17 protein-coding genes are annotated in these 18,600 nt (G+C 73.4%); 6 read left to right on the top strand and 11 right to left on the bottom strand.

Annotation, left to right across the window (positions count from 1 at the left end; all coding sequences use genetic code 11):
- Window positions 1-679 precede the first annotated feature (679 nt).
- Complete coding sequence (locus tag DEF28_RS19475; protein WP_258862661.1) at window positions 680-1,933, top strand: Nramp family divalent metal transporter; 1,254 nt, start codon at window positions 680-682, stop codon at window positions 1,931-1,933.
- A gap of 58 nt (window positions 1,934-1,991) precedes the next feature.
- Here the strand turns inward: DEF28_RS19475 and rdgB are convergent, their stop codons facing one another.
- On the bottom strand, window positions 1,992-2,612 hold the full coding sequence (gene rdgB / locus DEF28_RS19470; protein WP_114399935.1) for an RdgB/HAM1 family non-canonical purine NTP pyrophosphatase: 621 nt from the start codon (window positions 2,610-2,612) through the stop codon (window positions 1,992-1,994).
- Window positions 2,613-2,620: 8 nt separating this feature from the next.
- Entirely contained in the window at window positions 2,621-3,298 is a 678-nt protein-coding gene (gene rph, locus DEF28_RS19465; RefSeq protein WP_309485844.1) for a ribonuclease PH, read from the bottom strand.
- Window positions 3,299-3,513: 215 nt separating this feature from the next.
- Here rph and DEF28_RS19460 point away from each other — a divergent pair, with 215 nt between their 5' ends.
- The gene (locus tag DEF28_RS19460) at window positions 3,514-4,116 is read left to right on the top strand and encodes a hypothetical protein (RefSeq protein WP_147280225.1); all 603 of its coding nucleotides are present in this window, start codon (window positions 3,514-3,516) and stop codon (window positions 4,114-4,116) included.
- 250 nt (window positions 4,117-4,366) lie between these two features.
- Window positions 4,367-5,074 carry a hypothetical protein gene (locus DEF28_RS19455; protein WP_114399932.1) on the top strand — a complete coding sequence of 236 codons (708 nt, stop codon included), beginning with the start codon at window positions 4,367-4,369 and terminating at the stop codon, window positions 5,072-5,074.
- 18 nt (window positions 5,075-5,092) lie between these two features.
- Here the strand turns inward: DEF28_RS19455 and DEF28_RS19450 are convergent, their stop codons facing one another.
- The 5 genes from DEF28_RS19450 to DEF28_RS19430 form a co-directional block, all read right to left on the bottom strand.
- Entirely contained in the window at window positions 5,093-5,881 is a 789-nt protein-coding gene (locus DEF28_RS19450; RefSeq protein ID WP_114399931.1) for an MBL fold metallo-hydrolase, read from the bottom strand.
- 214 nt (window positions 5,882-6,095) lie between these two features.
- A complete protein-coding gene (locus DEF28_RS19445) occupies window positions 6,096-6,953 on the bottom strand; it encodes a thioesterase family protein (protein WP_114433439.1) in 858 nt (285 codons plus the stop codon).
- A gap of 669 nt (window positions 6,954-7,622) precedes the next feature.
- Window positions 7,623-8,570, bottom strand: a complete 948-nt coding sequence (locus tag DEF28_RS19440; protein WP_114399929.1) for a PLP-dependent cysteine synthase family protein — start codon at window positions 8,568-8,570, stop codon at window positions 7,623-7,625.
- 5 nt (window positions 8,571-8,575) lie between these two features.
- Window positions 8,576-8,854: a MoaD/ThiS family protein gene (locus tag DEF28_RS19435; protein WP_114399928.1), complete on the bottom strand. Its 279-nt coding sequence runs from the start codon at window positions 8,852-8,854 to the stop codon at window positions 8,576-8,578.
- Between the two features lie 155 nt (window positions 8,855-9,009).
- On the bottom strand, window positions 9,010-9,432 hold the full coding sequence (locus DEF28_RS19430; RefSeq protein ID WP_114399927.1) for a Mov34/MPN/PAD-1 family protein: 423 nt from the start codon (window positions 9,430-9,432) through the stop codon (window positions 9,010-9,012).
- Window positions 9,433-9,768: 336 nt separating this feature from the next.
- On the opposite strand from DEF28_RS19430, the gene DEF28_RS19425 reads away from it, so the two are divergent.
- A complete protein-coding gene (locus DEF28_RS19425) occupies window positions 9,769-10,596 on the top strand; it encodes a lysozyme (protein WP_114399926.1) in 828 nt (275 codons plus the stop codon).
- 79 nt (window positions 10,597-10,675) lie between these two features.
- Here the strand turns inward: DEF28_RS19425 and DEF28_RS19420 are convergent, their stop codons facing one another.
- Both DEF28_RS19420 and clpS read right to left on the bottom strand, forming a co-directional pair.
- Window positions 10,676-11,227: a DUF2017 domain-containing protein gene (locus DEF28_RS19420; protein WP_114399925.1), complete on the bottom strand. Its 552-nt coding sequence runs from the start codon at window positions 11,225-11,227 to the stop codon at window positions 10,676-10,678.
- A 61-nt stretch (window positions 11,228-11,288) separates the two neighbouring features.
- Window positions 11,289-11,579, bottom strand: a complete 291-nt coding sequence (gene clpS / locus DEF28_RS19415) for an ATP-dependent Clp protease adapter ClpS (RefSeq protein ID WP_114399924.1) — start codon at window positions 11,577-11,579, stop codon at window positions 11,289-11,291.
- A gap of 231 nt (window positions 11,580-11,810) precedes the next feature.
- Between clpS and DEF28_RS19410 the strand changes: the two genes are divergently transcribed.
- Both DEF28_RS19410 and DEF28_RS19405 read left to right on the top strand, forming a co-directional pair.
- Window positions 11,811-13,118 carry a nicotinate phosphoribosyltransferase gene (locus DEF28_RS19410; RefSeq protein WP_114399923.1) on the top strand — a complete coding sequence of 436 codons (1,308 nt, stop codon included), beginning with the start codon at window positions 11,811-11,813 and terminating at the stop codon, window positions 13,116-13,118.
- Between the two features lie 179 nt (window positions 13,119-13,297).
- On the top strand, window positions 13,298-13,870 hold the full coding sequence (locus tag DEF28_RS19405) for a nicotinamidase (protein WP_114399922.1): 573 nt from the start codon (window positions 13,298-13,300) through the stop codon (window positions 13,868-13,870).
- 60 nt (window positions 13,871-13,930) lie between these two features.
- On the opposite strand, the gene DEF28_RS19400 is transcribed toward DEF28_RS19405, so the two are convergent.
- Entirely contained in the window at window positions 13,931-14,941 is a 1,011-nt protein-coding gene (locus DEF28_RS19400) for a tryptophan--tRNA ligase (protein WP_114399921.1), read from the bottom strand.
- A 149-nt stretch (window positions 14,942-15,090) separates the two neighbouring features.
- Window positions 15,091-17,640, bottom strand: a complete 2,550-nt coding sequence (locus tag DEF28_RS19395) for a serine/threonine-protein kinase (RefSeq protein ID WP_233515412.1) — start codon at window positions 17,638-17,640, stop codon at window positions 15,091-15,093.
- Window positions 17,641-18,600: the final 960 nt, after the last annotated feature.

Here is an 18,600-nt window from a genome sequence, read left to right as displayed (position 1 = left end):
CAACCGCTAACCCGTATACAAGCCGACCAGATCCAACCGGTCCCGCTCTTCTATCGAGGCGGCGTTTCCGCTTTGTTGTGCTCCCACTTTATCAGGTCCGTTCCGCCGCACCAAATCGGTGTTTTCAGCGTTCCTTCTCCGATAAACAGACTTTCCTACACCCTACCGTTCTCCAGGACCGCGATGAACGCGTTTCTGTTGAACAGACACCATGTTCTCGCCGCAGAGAATCTCCGGCGTTCACTTGGTACGGGATTCGGGAAAACGGCCGCGAATGCGTCCGTCTCGTCCGAGGGGAGTCGGTTCCAGCCGCTCATCCTTCGGGATGCTCGGTTCCTGGATCCGCAGCTTCGAGTCTACCCGTCCGGAGTCAGTGCCCCAAACCGGTTCCGCGGAAGCCGTGCCGCCTTCGAACCCCCGAGGGGTGCTCAGTGGCGACTCGGAGAACATTACCCCATCCCGCCACCGGCGCAACCCGAACCCGCCCGCCTCTCGGCGTGGCACCGCGGCGGCACGGGGCGCCGCACCGGCTGCCGCGCCGCGCGCACCGCCACCGACACGGCCACGTGACCTGCGCCATATCAATCAGGCGACGACTTGACCGAACCCATTGCGTGGCGTGATGACGGAAATACGCTTCTTTGCACCATTTGAGGTTGCGGTTGAGGTTGGGGAAGGGGTGCCTGTGGCACTGACCGAGCAGCGCAAGGCAAGTTGGAAACTCATCGGACCCGGCATCGTCGTGGCGGCGACCGGGGTCGGCGCCGGCGACATGGTGGCCACCCTCATCGCGGGTGAACGCTTCGGCTACACCCTGCTGTGGGCGACCATCGTCGGCTGCCTGGTGAAGATCGCGCTCGCCGAGGCGACGGGCCGGTGGCACCTCGCCACGGAGCGGACCATCTTCGACGGCTGGAGCAGCCTGGGCCGCTGGACGCACTTCTACTTCGGCCCCTACATCGTCGTCTGGGGCTTCCTCTACGGCGCCACCGCGATGTCGGCGAGCGCCCTCCCCCTGGCCGCGCTCTTCCCCGTCCTCCCGCTCTGGGCGTGGGCGATGCTGTGCGGCGTCGCCGGCCTGGTCTTCGTCTGGTTCAACCAGTACGCCGTCTTCGAGAAGGCGATGACGGTGCTCATCGGCCTGATGTTCGTCACCGTCGTCGGCCTGGCCGTGTTCGTCACCCCCGACATCGTCGCCACCGTCAAGGGCCTCGTCCCGCTGCTGCCGCAGGGCTCCGCCGTCTACACCCTCGGGCTGATCGGCGGCGTCGGCGGGACCATCACGATGGCCGCGTACGGCTACTGGGTGAACGCCAAGGGCTGGCGGGACGCCACCTGGATGCGGATGATGCGCTGGGACAACCGGGTGGCCTACGGCATGACCGGCATCTTCGTGATCGCCATGCTCATCGTCGGCGCCGAACTGCTGTACGCGACCAACATCGCCCTGTCCGAGGGCGACCGCGGCCTGCTGGACCTCGCCGGCGTGCTGGAGGAGCGGTTCGGCCGCGTCATCTCGGTCGTGTTCCTGATCGGCTTCTTCGCGGCGGCGTTCTCGTCCATCCTCGGCGTCTGGCACGGCGTCAGCCTGATGTTCGCCGACTTCGTGGGGCACCTGCGCGGCCGCGTCAACCGCCCCGTCGAGGAGCGCGAGCGCAGCTGGGAGTTCCGCGGCTACCTGCTCTGGCTGACCTTCCCGCCGATGCTCCTGCTGCTGTTCGACCGCCCCTTCCAGCTCGTGATCATCTACGGCGTGCTCGGGGCGTTCTTCATGCCGTTCCTCGCGCTCACCCTGCTGTGGCTGCTGAACAGCGACCGGGTTCCGCGGGAGTGGCGCAACGGGATCGTCAGCAACGTGGGGCTCGCGGTCGCGGGCCTGCTGTTCATCGTGCTCTGCGCGCACGAGATCTGGGGGTACGTCCAGGGCGGGTGACGCCGGGGCCGTGCCCGCCGCCGGCCTTCCGGCCGCGGGCACGGCCCCGACTCCCGATCTACAGCAGGTCGCGCAGGACCTCCGCCAACCGGCGGAACGCGATGCCGCGGTGGCTGATGGCGTTCTTCTCCGCCGCCGACAGCTCCGCGGTGGTCCGCGTCTCGCCGTCGGCCACGAAGATCGGGTCGTACCCGAAGCCGTTCGCACCGAGCGGCGCGCTGATGAGGCGGCCCGCGAGCACCCCCTCCACCACGTGCTCGGCACCGGTGGGCAGCGCGACGGCCGCCGCGCACACGAACTGCGCGCCGCGCCGCTCGGCCGGGGTGTCGGCGAGCTGGTCGAGGACGAGTCGGAGGTTGGCGGCGTCCCGGTCGCCAGTGCGGTCGCCGAAACTCCCCGACCAGCGCGCGGACAGCACACCGGGCATCCCGTTCAGCTCGTCCACCCGCAGCCCGGAGTCGTCGGCGACCGCCGGAAGCCCGGTGTGGCGGGCGATGGCCCGCGCCTTGAGCAGCGCGTTACCGCTGAACGTGTTCTCGGTCTCGGGGACCTCCGGAGCGTCGGGATAGCCGTCCAGCCCGACCACGTCGACGTCCACGCCGGCATCGGCCAGGATCGCCCGCATCTCCGGGACCTTCTTCGCGTTGCGGGTCGCCAGGACGACAGTGCGCTCGGTCATGGCTCCGCTCACCCCGCCAGGGCCTTCTTCTGCAGCTCGGAGAGCTGGGTGCAGCCGCCGACGGCGAGGTCGAGGAGGCTGTCGAGGGTGCCCCGGTCGAAGGGGGTGCGCTCCGCGGTGCCCTGCACCTCGATGAACCTGCCCTCGCCGGTGACGACCACGTTCATGTCCGTATCCGCGACCGAGTCCTCCAGGTAGTTGAGGTCCAGCCGGGGCTGCCCCTGCACCACGCCCACACTCACCGCCGAGACCGACCCGGCCAGCGGGTTCTTCTTCAGGTTGCGCTGCCGCCGGAGGTACTTCACCGCGTCCACCAGCGCGACGTAGGCGCCGGTGATGGCCGCGGTCCGGGTGCCGCCGTCGGCCTGGAGGACGTCGCAGTCGAGGGTGATGGTGTGCTCGCCCATCGCCTTGAAGTCGACCACGGCGCGCAGGGAGCGCCCGACCAGCCGCGAGATCTCGTGCGTGCGCCCGCCGATCTTGCCCTTGACGGACTCGCGGGCGCCTCGGGTGTCGGTCGCCCGGGGCAGCATCGCGTACTCGGCGGTCACCCAGCCCTCGCCGGTGCCGCGCCGCCAGCGCGGAACCCCGTCCTCGACGGACGCCGCGCACAGCACGCGGGTGTCGCCGAATTCGACGAGGGCGGAGCCTTCGGCGTGCCGGAGCCAGTTGCGGCTGATGGTCACGGGCCGGAGTTCGTTCGGAGCGCGTCCGTCGGGTCGAGCCATGTAGCGAGCCTATCGGTGGCGCCGGGCAGGGGCGTCCGGACGCCGGACGCGCTACCCGCCGGGCCCGGGGGCGCCCGGACTCCGGGGGTGCCACCATGGGGGCGCGACTCCCCGCCGTCGCCCGCCGGCCGGCCGCCGGAGCACTCCGATCCCCGGACTCGAAGGGTCCCGCCATGACTTCAGACGTGCGGACGTCCATGCCCCGCGACCACCGCCGGACGCCGCTCATCGGCCCGCTGGTCCTGCTGACCGCCCTGGCGGCGGGCTGCGGCGCCGACGCCGCCGGGGAGGCGGAGCAGGTGGCCGCCCCGCGGCCGTCCGCCTCGGCGGAGCCGTCGCCGGCGGGCGGGACGGCGTCGGCGGATCCGGCCGACGCCGGGCTTCCCCGCACGTGCGCCGGAGGGGCCGCCGAGGCGGCGGTCGCGCCGCACGTCGAGGGGCTGCCGTTCGACGAGACGGCGACATCCGCCGTGCTGTCCTGCCAGTGGGGCGCGGCGGACTCCGGGCCGCACCTGTTCGTGCAGTTCCAGAGCGGTGCGACGTTCGCCGACCCGGAAGGCGCCGATCCGGAGGCCGAAGGCCAGATGGGCGTGTACCGCGCGCCGGAGGCCGCCGACCTCGGCGGGAAGCTGCAGTACGTGGATCTGGGGTCGGTCGGACGCAGCGCGGTGCTGTACCTGCCCGGTGTGAGTGTGACCGCCAACGCGGTGGGGATGGACCTGGGTCAGGACGAGCTCGTCGGCATCGCGATCGCGGCGGCGGGCGACCTGCCCTGAGCCGCGTAGCGACGCCGGCGTCCCCGCGCGCCGAGGAGGACCGGGTGGGCCGTCCTCTTCCAGCCGGGGTCCCCGCGCTCACGCCACTCAGGCTGCCCCACCGTTCCCGCCACTCAGGCCGCCCCACCGTTCCCGCCACTCAGGCTGCGACCCCACCCCCGGGAGATGACAACATGGTTGCCGCCACCGCCTGCGCATGCTCTCGGGCGGGGGCACCCCCCGGCCCCGCGGATGCTGAAGGTCCCACACCATGAGCCTGGCCCCGAGAACCGCCCTGTCCGTCAGCCCCCTGCTCCCCGGCGTCGTCCGCCGGCTCTCGGGTGGACGAGCGCGGTGGACCCGTACGCTGACCACCGGCGCGACCGCCGTGGTGATACCGCTGCTGGCCGCCTGCTCCCCCGCGGCCGAACCCGCCGAGGCCGAGGGGCCCGCCTCCGCTCCGCAGTCGCCGCCGCCGTCCGAGGTCGACGCGCGGCCGGTGCCGACCCCGAGCGGTGGGGCGAGCACCGAGCCGGTCGAACCGCTCGCGCTCCCGGAGTCCTGCGCCGAGACCGGCCTCACCGAGCACATGGCGGCGTTCGCGGACCGGCTCTCCGAACCCGACTTCGAGGAGGTCCGGACCGACGTGCGCCTGGAGTGCTCGTGGGCGGGTTTCAGCCGGGACGACTGGAGCGAGGTCATCATGGTGACCTACGCGCCGGCCGGCAGCCGGGTGGAGTACCCCGGCCATGTCCCGGCCTCGGTGGCGGCGAACCCGGACTTCTTCACCACCGCCGAGGTGGCGGAGCTGGGCGGCATCGCGCAGTGGCGGCGCGGCGGCGTCTTCTCCGGGGTCTCGCTGCACCTTCCGGGGCTGCAGGTGACGAGCACCAGCAACGCGGAGCGGATCAGCGACGAGGACCTGCTGGACGTGTCGGTGGCGACGGCGCGGGACCTGCTGGGGAGCAGCGACGGCTGAACCGCCGCCCAGCCGTGGTCAGGACACCGCGGCGCGCTGGGCGCCGCGCGCCCCGGATCCGGAGATCTCGTAGACGGTGCCGGGTCGCGCGAGTTCGACGGGGCCGCTGAACGTGCCGCGGGCCTCGGCCAGTGACCGCTCGTCGTCGTTCCACGGCACCAGGTGGGTGAGGACGAGGCGGCGCGCGCCGGCGCGGCTGGCGTGCTCGCCGGCCTCGCTGCCGGTGAGGTGCATGTCCTTGGGGTGCTCCTGGTGGTCGTGGAAGGACGACTCGCACAGGAACAGGTCGGTGTCGCGGGCGAGGCGGACGAGTTCGTCGCAGGGCCCGGTGTCCCCCGAGTAGGTGAGCGCGGCGCCGCCGTGCTCCAGGCGGATGCCGAACGCCTCGACGGGGTGGTTGACGCGCTCGACCCTGGTGGCGAACGGGCCGATCCAGTGCCGGCCGGGCGTCAGTTCGTGGAAGTCGAACGTCTCGCGCATGCCGGGGTCCGGGTCCAGCCCGTACGCCTCGGCCATGCGGTCGGCGACCCCGTGCGGGGCGTACACCGGGATGCGCGGCTTGCGGCCGGTGACCGGGTAGGTGCGGGCCACCCAGTAGGAGCACAGGTCGAAGCAGTGGTCGGCGTGCAGGTGGCTGAGGTAGACCGCGTCGATACCGTAGATGTCGGTGTAGCGCTGCAGCGCGCCGAGCGCGCCGTTCCCCAGATCCAGGAGCAGCCGGAACCCGTCGACCTCCACGAGGTAGCACGAGGCGGGACTGGCCGGACCGGGGAAGCTCCCGGAGGAGCCGATGATCGTGAGTCGCACGTCGTAATGCCTTTTCGGTGAGATGCCTCCGCGGAGGGCCCCGCATGTTACGGGAGGGCCGTCTCCGTGTTACGGGTCTACCCCAATGGCTGGTCAGGCGGTATCGAATGTGGTCCGCGTCTCAGGCGGTGTGAATCACATGTGACGCCGTCACACGTTACCCCTCACCGGGTCCGGCCTCGTCAAACCGCAGGTGCGGCGGGTCGCGGGCCGCTCAGCGCCCGACCCGGGCGAGCTGGCGGCTCTGCGCGACGAGCCGGCCCTTGACGTCCCACAGGTCGACGGTCTCGTCGAACCAGCCGTCGCTGACGAGGTCGGTCCGCGAGCGGAAGGCGAGGGGCCCGGGGTGCGGAACGGCGCGCAGGTGCCAGGTGAGCTCGACGGTCGGGGCCCACTGCCAGGGGCGCAGGACGGAGACGATGGGCGGGAGGGCGTCCACCGCGAGCGGCAGGAACGCGACGGGGTCGGCGGGCGCCCCGCCGTCGGTCGCCGCGGGAGCGACGTGGCCGAGGAGCTCGACGCGCCCCGCCGGCGCGGGGCGGTCGGTCGCCGCTTCGCCGGGCAGGAGGCTCGCGCTCAGGGCGGCGAAGCTGTCGGCGGCGAAGCGCAGTTCGACCCGGTCCGTGAAGCCGCCGATCACGTCGCGGCTCTGCCGCGGGTCGAACGGCCGGCAGTTCTCGATGGGCGGCACGTCCGGGGCCGGGACCCCGTACTCGGGGTCGGCGGCCGGGTCGAGGGCCGCGGAGGTGAGGAGGCCGGTGACGAGCGGCCGGCCGTTCTGGCGGAGCAGGACCTGGCTGGCCGTGACGGTCCGCCCGGCCTTCAGCACGGTGACCTCAGCGTCGGCGGGGCCGGCGGTGCCGGGGCGCAGGAAGTGGAAGGAGGAGGAGACGGGGTGGGGGTGCGCGGACTCGGCGAGGGCGGCGCGCTGGAGGACCGCCATGAGGTAGCCGCCGTTGAGGGCGCTGCCGATGAGGTAGCCGGGATCGAGTTCGGCGCTGTATCCGCCGCTCCCGCCGTCCGGCCCGCCGTCGCGCTTGGTCACCGCGGTCGCGGCTTCGAAACGACTCATTCCGACATTGAACCTAACCGCACCGCCGGCGGGGACGGGCAGGGTCCCCTTGCCGGCGCCCGCTCCCGGCGAGGCGGTGGCCGTTCCGGAATCGGCCGGGGCCGGGTCGCCACCTCGCCGGTGGACGTCTCCGGTGCACCGGCGGCGCACGGGGCCTGCGGCGTGCCCGGCGAAGGCTGGGCGTTCGGCCTCGGACCGGCGTCACGGTCCGCTGCCGCCACCGCTGACCACGCTGGGCGCGGTCGACGTGATCGCCGTCCGCGGGCGACCGCCCGCACCCGGCGCCGCGCACGGCCGGTGGGCACGTCGCGCCGGTCGGCGGCCTACCGGCGCCCCGACGTGCGTCCGCGGCCGCCCGCACCGTCGGCTCGCCGCTCCGGCACGGCACCGGCGCCTCGTGGCCACGCGCCGCTGAGTTCCGCCGGACCGCCGGGACGGTCCTGGAGCACGGCTGCCCCAGGACCGTCCCGAGTGGATCCGAGCACGGTGGGCAGCGGCGGGCTCGCTCTCGGACGGGACCGCTTCCCGCCGGCGGCGCCGGGCTCCGGCGAGCGGCGGAGCACCGGCCGGGCGCGGCAGTTGGGCGGCGGCCCTGACGCGGTGCTTGGGCACCGCCGGCCTGCGGAGCCCGGGGCGGCCCGGGCTCCGCAGGCCGGCGGGGAGAGCGGGTCAGGCCCAGAGCTGGCCGTCGAGGCGCGCCTCGGCCTCCTCCAGGGTGCCCTCGTAGGCTCCGGTGGAGAGGTACTTCCACCCGCCGTCGGCGACGACGAACGCGATGTCGGCGCGTTCGCCCGCCCGCACGGCGCGCGCCGCCACGCCAAGGGCCGCGTGCAGGGTGCCGCCGGTGGAGATCCCGGCGAAGATGCCCTCCTGGTCCAGCAGTTCGCGAGTGCGGCGCAGCGCGGCCTCGGCCGGTACCGAGAAGCGGGTCGTCAGGACGCTCTCGTCGTAGAGCTCCGGGACGAACCCCTCGTCGAGGTTGCGCAGCCCGTAGACGAGTTCGCCGTAACGGGGCTCCGCGGCGACGATCTGGACGCCGGGCCGCTGCTCGCGCAGGTAGCGTCCGACGCCCATCAGGGTGCCGGTGGTGCCGAGCCCAGCGACGAAGTGCGTGATCTCGGGCAGGTCGGCGAGGAGTTCGGGCCCGGTGGTCTCGTAGTGGGCCCGGGCGTTGGCCGGGTTGCCGTACTGGTAGAGCATCACCCAGTCCGGGTTCTCCTCGGCCATGCGCTTGGCGACCCGCACGGCCTCGTTGGATCCGCCCTCGGCCGGGGAGTAGTGGATCCGGGCGCCCCACATGCGGAGCAGCTGGGTGCGCTCGGCCGAGGTGTTCTCCGGCATGACGCAGACGATGCGGTAGCCGCGGAGCCGGGCGACCATGGCCAGCGAGATGCCGGTGTTGCCGGACGTGGGTTCCAGGATGGTGCGGCCCGGGGCGAGCCGGCCGTCCTTCTCCGCCTGCTCGACCATGTACCACGCGGCGCGGTCCTTGATCGAGCCGGTGGGGTTGCGGTCCTCCAGCTTGGCCCAGAGCCGGACTTCGGGTGAGGGCGACAGCCTCGGCAGACCCACGAGCGGGGTCCTGCCGAGGGAGTCGAGGAGCGAATCGAACCGCATGGCGGCTAGCGCATGCCGCCGGCGACGGCCGGCAGGATCGTGACGGTGTCGCCGTCGGCCAGCGGCGCGTCGATGCCTCCGATGAACCGGACGTCCTCGTCGTTGAGGTAGACGTTGACGAACCGGCGCAGCGCGCCGCCCTCGACGAGGCGCTCGCCGATGCCGGGGTGGCGCTTGTCGAGGTCGGTGACGAGTTCGCCGATGGTGCCGCCTTCGCCCTCGACGGTCTTGGCTCCGTCCGTGAGGTTGCGCAGGATGGTCGGGATGCTGACCTCGATGGCCATGAGTGGGTTCTCCGTAGCGCTCTGGTGCGTCGTGGGTGTCGTCGGGCCGCGCGCGGTCGCTCCGCGTCGCGGACCCGTCGCGTAGGTGTGCAACGTGGCCGGCCGCGCCCTGATTCCGGAACCGGCCGGCGGTTCCGGGGCGGTCGGTCCGCCGGTCAGGCGGGGTCGGCGGTTCCGGTGATCTCGACGGGCTCCTCCGTGACCGCGCCGTCCACGATCCGGTAGGAGCGGAACTCCACGGTGTCCGGCTCCCGGGTGGACACCAGGACGTAGTGGGCGTTCGGCTCGGACGCGTAGGAGACGTCGGTGCGGGAGGGGTAGGCCTCGGTCGCGGTGTGGGAGTGGTAGATCACGACGGGTTCCTCGTCGCGGGCTTCCATCTCCCGCCAGACCTTGAGCTGCTCCAGGGAGTCGAAGCGGTAGAAGGTCGGCGAGCGTTCGGCGTTGACCATCTCGACGAACCGGACGGGCCGATCGGAACCGGCCGGGCCGGCGACGACGCCGCACGCCTCGTCGGGGTGGTCGCGGCGGGCGTGCGCCACGATCTCGTCGTAGATCGAGCGATCAATCCTCAGCATGCCCTTCAGCCTAGCCGAGGAACGTTCCATACCCACTGGCTGGGTAGGAGACCGGCCCGCCCGGTGGGCCGGCGCCCTCCCGCCCCGAGGATTCGGGGTCCGCGCTGGCCGCTTGGGGCCATGCCCGGCGGGAAAGCGCACGTGGCGCTCCGGGGCCCGCCCGGTCCCGGGCCTCAATGGGCCTCTGGACCTATTGCCGCCCGGTTTCTGTCACGTGTGCAATGTCCTTGCGTACGGACGATCAGGACCCGATCACCCAGCGTGGCCACCGGGACGGCCGTGCGTGCACCCGTTGCGGGCTCCCCCGCCCACCCCGCAAGGAGCACCACCGTGTCCATGAGACCGAGACCGCTGGCGCGGCTCGCGGCCGTCACCCTGGCCGCCGTCACCGCGCTCGCCCCCGCCCCCGCGCTCGCCGACCCCGCCGAACGCACCCAGCCGGCCGACGCCCGCCAGATGGCCCTGCACGCCCAGAAGTCCTCCGACCCCGACCTCGCCGCACGCGCCGCGCCAGGCGGCGTCCCCGGAATCGACGTCTCGCACTGGCAGGGCAGCATCAACTGGTCGGCCGTCGCCGCTTCCGGGGTGCGCTTCGCCTACATCAAGGCGACCCAGCGCACGAACTTCCGCGACCCGAACTTCAACGCCAACTACGTCAACGCCTACAACGCGGGCATCATCCGCGGCGCCTACCACTTCGCCGAGCCGAACCGGTCGAGCGGCGCGAGCCAGGCCGACTACTTCGCCCGCAACGGCGGCGCGTGGTCGGCCGACGGCCGGACGCTGCCCGGCGCGCTGGACATGGAGGACACGGCCGGCCAGCCGCACTGCTACGGGATGAGCCCCGCGCAGATCGTCGCCTGGACGCGGGACTTCAGCAACACCTACCGCGCCCGCACCGGCCGCGACGTGGTGATCTACACCAGCCGCGGCTGGTGGAACGACTGCGCGGGCGGCAGCAGCGCCTTCGCCGCGACCAACCCGCTGTGGGTGGCGAGCTGGACCACAGCCGCCAGTCCGACGATGCCGGCGGGGTTCGGCGTCTACACCTTCTGGCAGTACACCGACTCCGGCTCGGTACCGGGCATCGGCGGCGGGGTCGACCGCAACGTCTTCAACGGCAGCGAGGCACGGCTGCTCGCGCTGGCGAACAACACGCTCTGAGCTGGTCCGCCGCCCGGAGGCCGCCCAGCGGCCGGCCTCCGGGCGCGCACGCCCGCCCGCGGATGGTCCGCGCGGCCGGCTAACGCATGAGCGCGTGCACGAGGGTCTCCTGCAGACCGCCCAGCCAGTCGTAGATGTGCATGGCCGCGGTGTTGGCCGCGTCGTCCCCGTCCGCCCGCCGCTCGCCCCGCAGGTGCGCCTGGTAGCTCTCCTCCTCGACACCGAGCCGGGTGCCCAGCGCGAGGCGGATGTCGTTCAGCGACTTCATCCAGGCGTGCGCCTCGACCGGTCCGAGGACGACCCGGCCGGCCGCCTCGGGCAGCGCCGCCAGCATGGCGTTGGCGTTCTCACGCTTGTGCCGGCGCAGCCCGTCCTCGGTGTAGCGGCGGAAGTCGCCGGCCGACTCCGCGTCACCGGAGTAGGCGTCCGGGAACAGCCGCACCAGGACCGGGTCGGTCGGCTTCTCGCTGCTGCTGCCGATGCCCACCATCTCGGCGAACTCGTCCTGCGGCGGGGGCGGCTCCACGAGCTCCAGCACGAGGTTGGCCATCGACCGCAGCACGGCGGTCTCGTCGCGGTCGAGGTCGATGCTCACCCCGCCGTGGGGAGCGCTCCGGAATCCGCTGGTCATCTGCCTTCGTCCATCGTCGTCGGTGCCGGTTCCGTCCGCGTGGGCGGCGCGGCGGCGCCGGTCACTTGTCCTGCTGGAGCGTCGCCCACAGCCCGTACTCGTGGAGGGTGGCGACGTCGCGCTCCATCTCCTCACGGGACCCGCTGGATACCACGGCCCTGCCCTTGTGGTGCACGTCCAGCATGAGCTTGTGGGCCTTGCGCTTGGAGTAGCCGAACACGGTCTGGAAGACGTAGGTCACGTACGACATCAGGTTGATCGGGTCGTTCCAGACGATCGTCACCCAGGGGAGATCGGGCCGCACGTGCTCCTCGGTGTCCGGCCGTTCGAGTTCGACCGGCGCGGTCGTCATGGATACATCACCTTCCCCGTTCGATGGCCCCCGTGACGCCCCTCCACCGGCGCCGCGTGTGTCCGGTCCAACGAATGGGGGCCTGCCGCGCGTTTCGTCACACGCGGCTTTTCCTCGACGCTTTCTCGTCCTCGTAGTTCGTATTGTTCCATCCCTCCCGACGGTGCTGGTGAGTTCCCGAGAGGAGGCCGGGATTTTGTTCCTGATAGACACAAACTAGGCTTGGATCCCATGACCGACCCCTGGAGCAGCGCGCTGCTCACCGACCGGTACGAGCTGACGATGTTGCAGGGAGCGCTGCGCAGCGGTGCCGCGCACCGGCGAACGGTGTTCGAGATGTTCGCGCGGCGGTTGCCGGAGGCGCGCCGCTACGGCGTCGTCGCCGGGACCGGGCGCTTCCTGGACGCGCTGGAGCGGTTCCGGTTCGACACCGGAACGCTGGACTACCTCGCCGACGCGGGGATCGTGGACGACCCCACCCTGGAATGGCTCGCCGGCTACCGGTTCTCCGGTGACGTGTGGGGCTACGGCGAGGGCGACTGCTACTTCCCGGGCTCCCCCATCCTGGTCGTGGAGGCCAGCTTCGCCGAGGCCGTGCTGCTGGAGACGGTGGCGCTCTCCATCTACAACCACGACTGCGCCATCGCCTCGGCGGCCTCCCGCATGGTCACGGCGGCGGCGGGCCGCCCGCTGATCGAGATGGGGTCGCGCCGCACCCACGAGATGGCCGCGGTGGCCGCCGCACGCGCGGCCTACGTGGCGGGCTTCGACACCACCTCCAACCTGGCGGCCGGGCGCGCCTACTCTATCCCCACCGCGGGTACCAGCGCCCACGCGTTCGTGCTGCTGCACGACAGCGAGCGGCACGCCTTCGCGGCGCAGCTGGCGGCCCTCGGCCCCGGCACCACGCTGCTCGTTGACACCTACGACGTGGTGCGGGCCGTGCGCACCGGGATCGAGCTCGCCGGCGACCGGCTGGGCGGGGTGCGTATCGACTCAGGCGACCTGTCCGTGCTCGCCGGGGAGGTGCGCAAGCTGCTGGACGAGAACGGGGCGCACGACACCCGTATCGTCGTCACCGGCGACCTCGACGAGCACGCGATCCAGGCGCTGGCGATCGCGCCGGTGGACGGGTACGGGGTGGGCACCGCGCTGGTCACCGGCTCGGGGGCGCCCACGGCGTCGCTGGTGTACAAGCTGGTGGCGCGGGCGCACGGTGCGGGCCCGGACGTGCCGCTGTCGCCGGTCGCCAAGCGCTCCGTCGGCAAGCCGAGCAAGGGCGGCCGCAAGTGGAGCACCCGCCGGCTGGCCGACCAGGGCACGGCGACCGCGGAGCTGGTGTACGACCGGGAGCCGGAGCCGGCCCCGCACGAGCGCCCGCTGCTGCACCGGCTGGTGGCCGCCGGCGAGATCGTGGGACGGGAGCCGCTGGAGGCCGCCCGCGACCGCCACCGCATGGCGCTGGCCGAGCTGCCGATCACCGCGCAGCAGATGTCGCGCGGCGAGCCCGCGATCCCGACCCTGTTCGACCAGGGGTGAGGGGAACCGCCTGCGTGGCTGGGAACGAACAGCACATCTGCGTGGCCGAAAGCGAACCAGACCCCTGCGTGGCCGGGACCGAACAGCACGTCCGGCCCGCGACGAGCAGGACTTCTCCGTAGCGGGGAGCGGACCGGCCCCTTCCCGGCGGGGAAGAACGTGACCGAGAGGAGAGCACGGTGCGAGCGCTGATCGTGGTCGACGTGCAGAACGACTTCTGCGAGGGCGGCAGCCTGGCGGTGGCCGGCGGAGCCCGGGTCGCCGAGGCGGTCTCGGAGCTGATCGCCGCGCACCGCGGCGACTACGCCCACGTGGTGGCGACCCGCGACCACCACGTCGATCCGGGCGGGCACTTCTCGGCCACCCCGGACTTCGTGGACTCGTGGCCGCCGCACTGCGTCGCGGGGACGCCGGGCGCCGAGTTCCACCCCGGGCTGGACACGTCCGAGGTGGCCGCGGTGTTCAGCAAGGGCGCGTACTCCGCCGCCTACAGCGGGTTCGAGGGAACGGCCGAGGACGGCAGCACGCTGGAGTCCTGGCTGCGCGAGCGCGGGGTTGCGGAGGTGGACGTCGTCGGCATCGCGACGGACCACTGCGTGCGGGCGACCGCGCTGGACGCGGCGCGGGCGGGGTTCGCGACCCGGATCCTGCTCGACCTGACGGCGGGCGTCTCCCCGGCGACGGTGGCCCCGGCCCTGGCGGAGCTGCGGGCCGCGGGGGTCGCCCTGGAGGGCGAACCGGTGGTGGCCTGAATGAGGGTCCGGGCCGCGCCGGCCGCCGGACGGCGGTCGCGCGGCCCGGGTGCCGGGGGCTCAGTCGATGCCGACGGCCCGGCGGACCTTCGCGAGGACCCGGCGGCTGCGCTCGCGCGCCCGGACGGCGCCGGCCGCGAGGATCCCGTCGAGCTCGGAGTCCGGCTCCATGAGCCGCTCGTAGCGGACCCGCATGGGGGCGACCTCGGTGTTGATCGCCTCGAACAGCTGGTCCTTCAGCTCGCCCCAGCCCATGCCGCCGGCCTCCAGGCGCTTACGGGTCTCGGCGAGCCGGGCGGGCTCCTCGAAGTGGGTGAGCAGCTGGAACACCACCGAGGAGTCGGGGTTCTTCGGCTCCTCGACCGGGGTGCTGTCGGTGGGGATGCGCCGCACCAGCTTCCGGAGCCGGTTCTCGGGCAGGAACAGCGGGATGGTGTTGTCGTAGGACTTGCTCATCTTGCGGCCGTCGGTGCCCGGCAGGACCGCGGCGTCGCCCTCGTTGTAGACGCCCTGCGGGATCGGGAAGCTGTAGGACGCGCCGTAGAGGTGGTTGAACGAGCCCGCGATATCGGCCGCGTACTCCAGGTGCTGGGCCTGGTCGCGGCCGACCGGGACGTAGTCGGTCTCCATGACGAGGATGTCGGCGGCCATGAGGAGCGGGTAGTTGAACAGCCCCATGTTGACGCCGGCGTCGAGGTCGGCGCTGCCCGCCTCGGCGTTGCGGTCGCGTGCCGCCTTGTAGGCGTGCGCCCGGTTCATCAGGCCCTTGCCGGTGACGCTGGACAGGATGACCGAGAGCTCGAACACCTCGGGCACGCTGGACTGCCGGTAGATGACGGTGCGGTCGGGGTCGAGCCCGCAGGCCAGCCAGGTGGCGGCGACCGACCGGATGTTGTGCCGGAGCCGGTCCGGGTCCTTGACGGTGTTCAGCGAGTGGTAGTCGGCGAGGAAGTACAGGGTGTCGGAGGACTCCGCCGCCGCGAGGGCCGGCTTGATCGCTCCCACGTAGTTGCCGATGTGCGGCTCGCCTGAGGTCTGGATGCCCGTCAGGAAGGTCTTGGTCGCTGCCATGGCACCGAGTTTATCGGGGCGGCCGACCCCTACCGCGCTCCGCCGGCCGCCGCCCGGTGCCGGAGACCTGTGGGTTCGCGCGTGGGGGCGGGCCCGGCGCGGGCGGCGCGCGACCGCGCCGCCCGCGGGGCGGATCAGGCCCGGCCGCGCTAGGCGGTCACCTCGCCCGCGGCGAGCATGCCGGCGAGGCCCTCGGTCCGGTGGTTGTCCACGACGAGGATCTGCGACTCCGGGAGCAGCCAGTAGCGCTGCTCGTAGAACACGGTCGGCCCGTCGGTGCTGACGCGGTCGCCGGGCGCGTCGGTGCAGCCCACGTACCACACGCGGTAGAACGCCCGGCGGTCGCCGACGTCGGCGAGCCCGGCCTCCTGGGGAGTGAGCGACTCCGCGGGCTCGGGCGCGGAGGTGTCGTAGGAGGGGTCGCAGGTGTAGGGCTCGGCGGCCGGATGGTAGGGCCGGCTCTCGTTGACGGCGCTCATCGCGTAGCCGGTCGAGATGCCCCCCGGGCCGAACAGCATGATGCTCGGGCAGCCGTGGTGGCTGTTCCACGACTCGGCCGCCGAGCACGGGCGGCCGGGGTCGGTCGCGATGAGCAGCCAGTCGTCGCTGGCGGCCGCCTGGTCCAGGGGCTGGAATTCGCCCTCGTTGCGCACGACCTCCCACTCGCCCGGGACCTCGAAGGTCAGGTTGCGGAACCGCACCGGCTGGGTCGCGGGACGCTCGGCCCGCCGCACCTCGGCGTCGGCGAGGATGCCGTCCAGGGCCTCGATGCCGTAGCCGTCCAGGATGAAGATCTCGGAGTCGGGGAGCAGCCACCACCGCTGGTCGTAGTACCGGGTGTTGACGGGGCTGCTCCAGTCGGTCGGATCCTCCCACTGGCTGCAGGGCACCGTCACCTCGCGGTAGGCGGCCTGCTGGTCACCGACGGGACGGGTCTCGGCCACTTCGGCCCCGTGGCGGGGGTCGTCCTCGGTGTAGACGCTCCGGCCCTCGGGGCACCCCGGCACCTCGCTGGCCGGGATGAACTGGGGGGCGGGATCCTCCTCCGCGGTGATCGGGCCGTAGCCGGGACCGCCGAAGGCGATGCCGCCGGGGCCGAACACCCGGACGTGCTCGCAGGAGGGCACGTTGGTGTCGGCCCACATCCAGTCGACGTCGGCGCAGCCCTCCTGGCCACCGGGGTAGAGCACCAGCCACTCCTCGGTGACGCGGGGATCAGGGGCTGACAGCGGCCCGAACTCGTCCTCGATCCGCTCCGCCTGCCACCCGTCCGGCAGCCACATGGTCAGGCCGCGGAACTCCACGGGCGTGCCGTCGCGCGGGGCGGGGGTCTCCTCGGCGGCCGCGCCGAACGGCAGGATCGGCTCGCCGGCGTAGACGCGGCCGCCGATCCAGCCGCCCGTGACGACGGCGGTGGCGGTGGCACCGGCGACGATGAGCGCGGTGGCCTTGCTCATCCCCGCGATGGTGCCCGTCGCCGCCGCGGCCGATGCCCCGCCGGCCGCGGCTCCACCGGCCGCTCCTCCCGCGGCACCGGCCGCTCCTCCCGCGGCACCGGCCGCTCCTCCCGCGGCACCGGCCGCTCCTCCGGCGGCGAGGCCGCCGGCGGCTCCCGCGCCGGCGACCGCCCCGGCGTTGGGCACCGCCGCGGCGCCCAGCGCGATGACGGCGATCCACGGGCCCGCGCCGCGCCCGACGGTCCCGAAGCCGAGCCAGCTCGCCCGCAGGAGGGCGCGCAGCCGGGACCTCTGGTCGGCGCCGGCCTCCGCCGGTTCGACGCCGGCGAGGTCGAGGACGGCGTCCAGTACCTCGGCCGCCTCCGGCCGGTTCGCCGGATCGGGGTCCAGGGCACGTGCGACGAGCGGCCGCAGCTCGTCGGGCACGCCGTCGAGGTCGGGGGTCCCTTCGCGGCTGCGGGCGAGCAGCGTGCGCGCCTCACCGCTGCCGAACGGCGCACGCCCAGTCGCGGCGTAGACCACCAGACCGCCCCACGCGAACACGTCGGACCGCGGAGTGGCCGCCGCACCGTCGAGCCGCTCCGGCGCGATCCACCCGGGTGTGCCGTACACGGCGTGCTCCGCCTCGTCGTCGCCCGCGGCCCGGGCGATGCCGAAGTCAAGCACGCGCGGGCCCTCGGCCGACAGCATGACGTTGCCGGGTTTGATGTCGCGGTGCAGCACCCCGGCGGCGTGGATGGCGGCGAGCGCCTCGGCGGTACCGGCCGCGAACGACAGCAGGGCGGCGCCGGTGAGCGGCCCGTCCTCGGCCACGTGCTCCTTGAGGGTCTGGCCGCGCACGAACTCGGTGGCCAGCCAGGGCTGCTCGGCCGCGGGGTCCGCGCCGAGGAACGCCGGAGCGCACTCGGCGTCGACCCGGCGGACGAGGTCGGCCTCGCGGGCGAACTGGCGCCGGTACTCGGCGTCGGCGGCGTGCCGCGGATGGATCACCTTGACGGCGACCTGCCGGCCGGCGTCGTCGAGGGCGCCGAAGACGGCTCCCATGCCGCCGGCGCCGACGCGCCCGACGATCCGGAAGGGGCCGATGACGCGCGGATCGTCCGGCGTGAGCGGACTGAAGCCGGACGGTAACTGGGGGGAGGGGCTCTGGGGATCCACGGAGGAGGACATGGTCTCGCTGGTTCTCTCGTCGCGGTGCGGTGCGGGACGGGACTGCGGCGGCACGGTCGCGCGCACCGCCATGTCAGACGATGGCATGATCCCGCGCCGGGGGACGACTCCGCACGTCCCGTCCGGCCCGGCCGGATCCGGCAGCGCGACGGACGTGCGGGGTGCCGCGTCCGCCAGCGGGCTCCGCGGGGAGCCCGCCCGGTCCGTTGGCGGGAGACCGGTGGGCTGGTCGGGGCCGGCGGCAGTCAACGGCGGCTCGGGGGGGACGCCGGCCCGCCGCTCGCGCCGGACCGCGGCGTTCAGTGGCGGAATCCGCTGGCGCGGTACGTATCCGCGGCTTCCCGGTGGTGCGCGCGGCACGGCGGTCCCGGGTACGGCTGGTGCCGCGACGTCCAGAGCGCTCGTGCCCCATCGGCGGCAGCCGTCGGACTGGCGGGGCGGGCGCGGCGACAGTGCCCGGCTCCCTCCCCGCGCATGGCGCCTCCGGCGGCGGCCAGTCGCTCCGGGGCCGCGCCCCGCGCGTACGTGCCCCTCCGCCAGCCGATCACAGCCGCTTCCGCGGGGAACGCCCGCGGTGCCGGCGGCCGGCTGTCCCGGCCGCGCCGCGGCCGCTCCGGCGGCGCCGAGCGGCGGGCTCTCAGCGGTGCGCTCCCGCAGCGCCGCGGGTGGACGCCGGCCGGGCGGCCCGGTCGGCGTCGGCGACCGGGCGCTCCTCCTGGCTGCGCGCCGGGCCGCGAGGCCGGCCGGCGGCCATGCGGCGGCATCCCGGCCCCCCGGAGCCGCGCGGAGACGGCGTCGCGCGCCGGCGGCCGCACGGCCCAGCCGGTCCGGCCGAGTGCCGGAGGCCGCTTTCCGTCTCCGCTCCCGGGCGAGTCCGCGCCTCGGGTCCGGGGCTTCCTCGGGCGATCCCGTCGGGGGGTGCCCTCGACCGCCGCGTCCTCGGCCGCTCCACCTTCCCGCAGGACTACGACGCCGACTCCTGGGCCGACGGCGTCACCGTCGACTACCGGACCCTCCCCGGAGGCGGCCGGG

The organism is Marinitenerispora sediminis (genome assembly GCF_003336425.1).
GTDB classification, from domain to species: domain Bacteria; phylum Actinomycetota; class Actinomycetes; order Streptosporangiales; family Streptosporangiaceae; genus Marinitenerispora; species Marinitenerispora sediminis.
Note: the sequence above shows the minus strand (reverse complement) of the source record. Positions and strands in the feature narration are given on the sequence as shown.

What these genes read in the sequence shown, in the direction of transcription:
- DEF28_RS19395 (WP_233515412.1), bottom strand. Translation starts at nt 17,640, where the DNA reads ATGGCGGTGCGCGCGACCGTGCCGCCGCAGTCCCGTCCCGCACCGCAC.
- DEF28_RS19410 (WP_114399923.1), top strand. Translation starts at nt 11,811, where the DNA reads ATGACCGACCCCTGGAGCAGCGCGCTGCTCACCGACCGGTACGAGCTG.
- rdgB (WP_114399935.1), bottom strand. Translation starts at nt 2,612, where the DNA reads ATGACCGAGCGCACTGTCGTCCTGGCGACCCGCAACGCGAAGAAGGTC.
- DEF28_RS19435 (WP_114399928.1), bottom strand. Translation starts at nt 8,854, where the DNA reads ATGGCCATCGAGGTCAGCATCCCGACCATCCTGCGCAACCTCACGGAC.
- DEF28_RS19400 (WP_114399921.1), bottom strand. Translation starts at nt 14,941, where the DNA reads ATGGCAGCGACCAAGACCTTCCTGACGGGCATCCAGACCTCAGGCGAG.
- DEF28_RS19420 (WP_114399925.1), bottom strand. Translation starts at nt 11,227, where the DNA reads ATGACCAGCGGATTCCGGAGCGCTCCCCACGGCGGGGTGAGCATCGAC.
- DEF28_RS19430 (WP_114399927.1), bottom strand. Translation starts at nt 9,432, where the DNA reads ATGCTGAGGATTGATCGCTCGATCTACGACGAGATCGTGGCGCACGCC.
- DEF28_RS19440 (WP_114399929.1), bottom strand. Translation starts at nt 8,570, where the DNA reads ATGCGGTTCGATTCGCTCCTCGACTCCCTCGGCAGGACCCCGCTCGTG.
- DEF28_RS19445 (WP_114433439.1), bottom strand. Translation starts at nt 6,953, where the DNA reads ATGAGTCGTTTCGAAGCCGCGACCGCGGTGACCAAGCGCGACGGCGGG.
- DEF28_RS19460 (WP_147280225.1), top strand. Translation starts at nt 3,514, where the DNA reads ATGACTTCAGACGTGCGGACGTCCATGCCCCGCGACCACCGCCGGACG.
- DEF28_RS19425 (WP_114399926.1), top strand. Translation starts at nt 9,769, where the DNA reads ATGAGACCGAGACCGCTGGCGCGGCTCGCGGCCGTCACCCTGGCCGCC.
- clpS (WP_114399924.1), bottom strand. Translation starts at nt 11,579, where the DNA reads ATGACGACCGCGCCGGTCGAACTCGAACGGCCGGACACCGAGGAGCAC.
- DEF28_RS19455 (WP_114399932.1), top strand. Translation starts at nt 4,367, where the DNA reads ATGAGCCTGGCCCCGAGAACCGCCCTGTCCGTCAGCCCCCTGCTCCCC.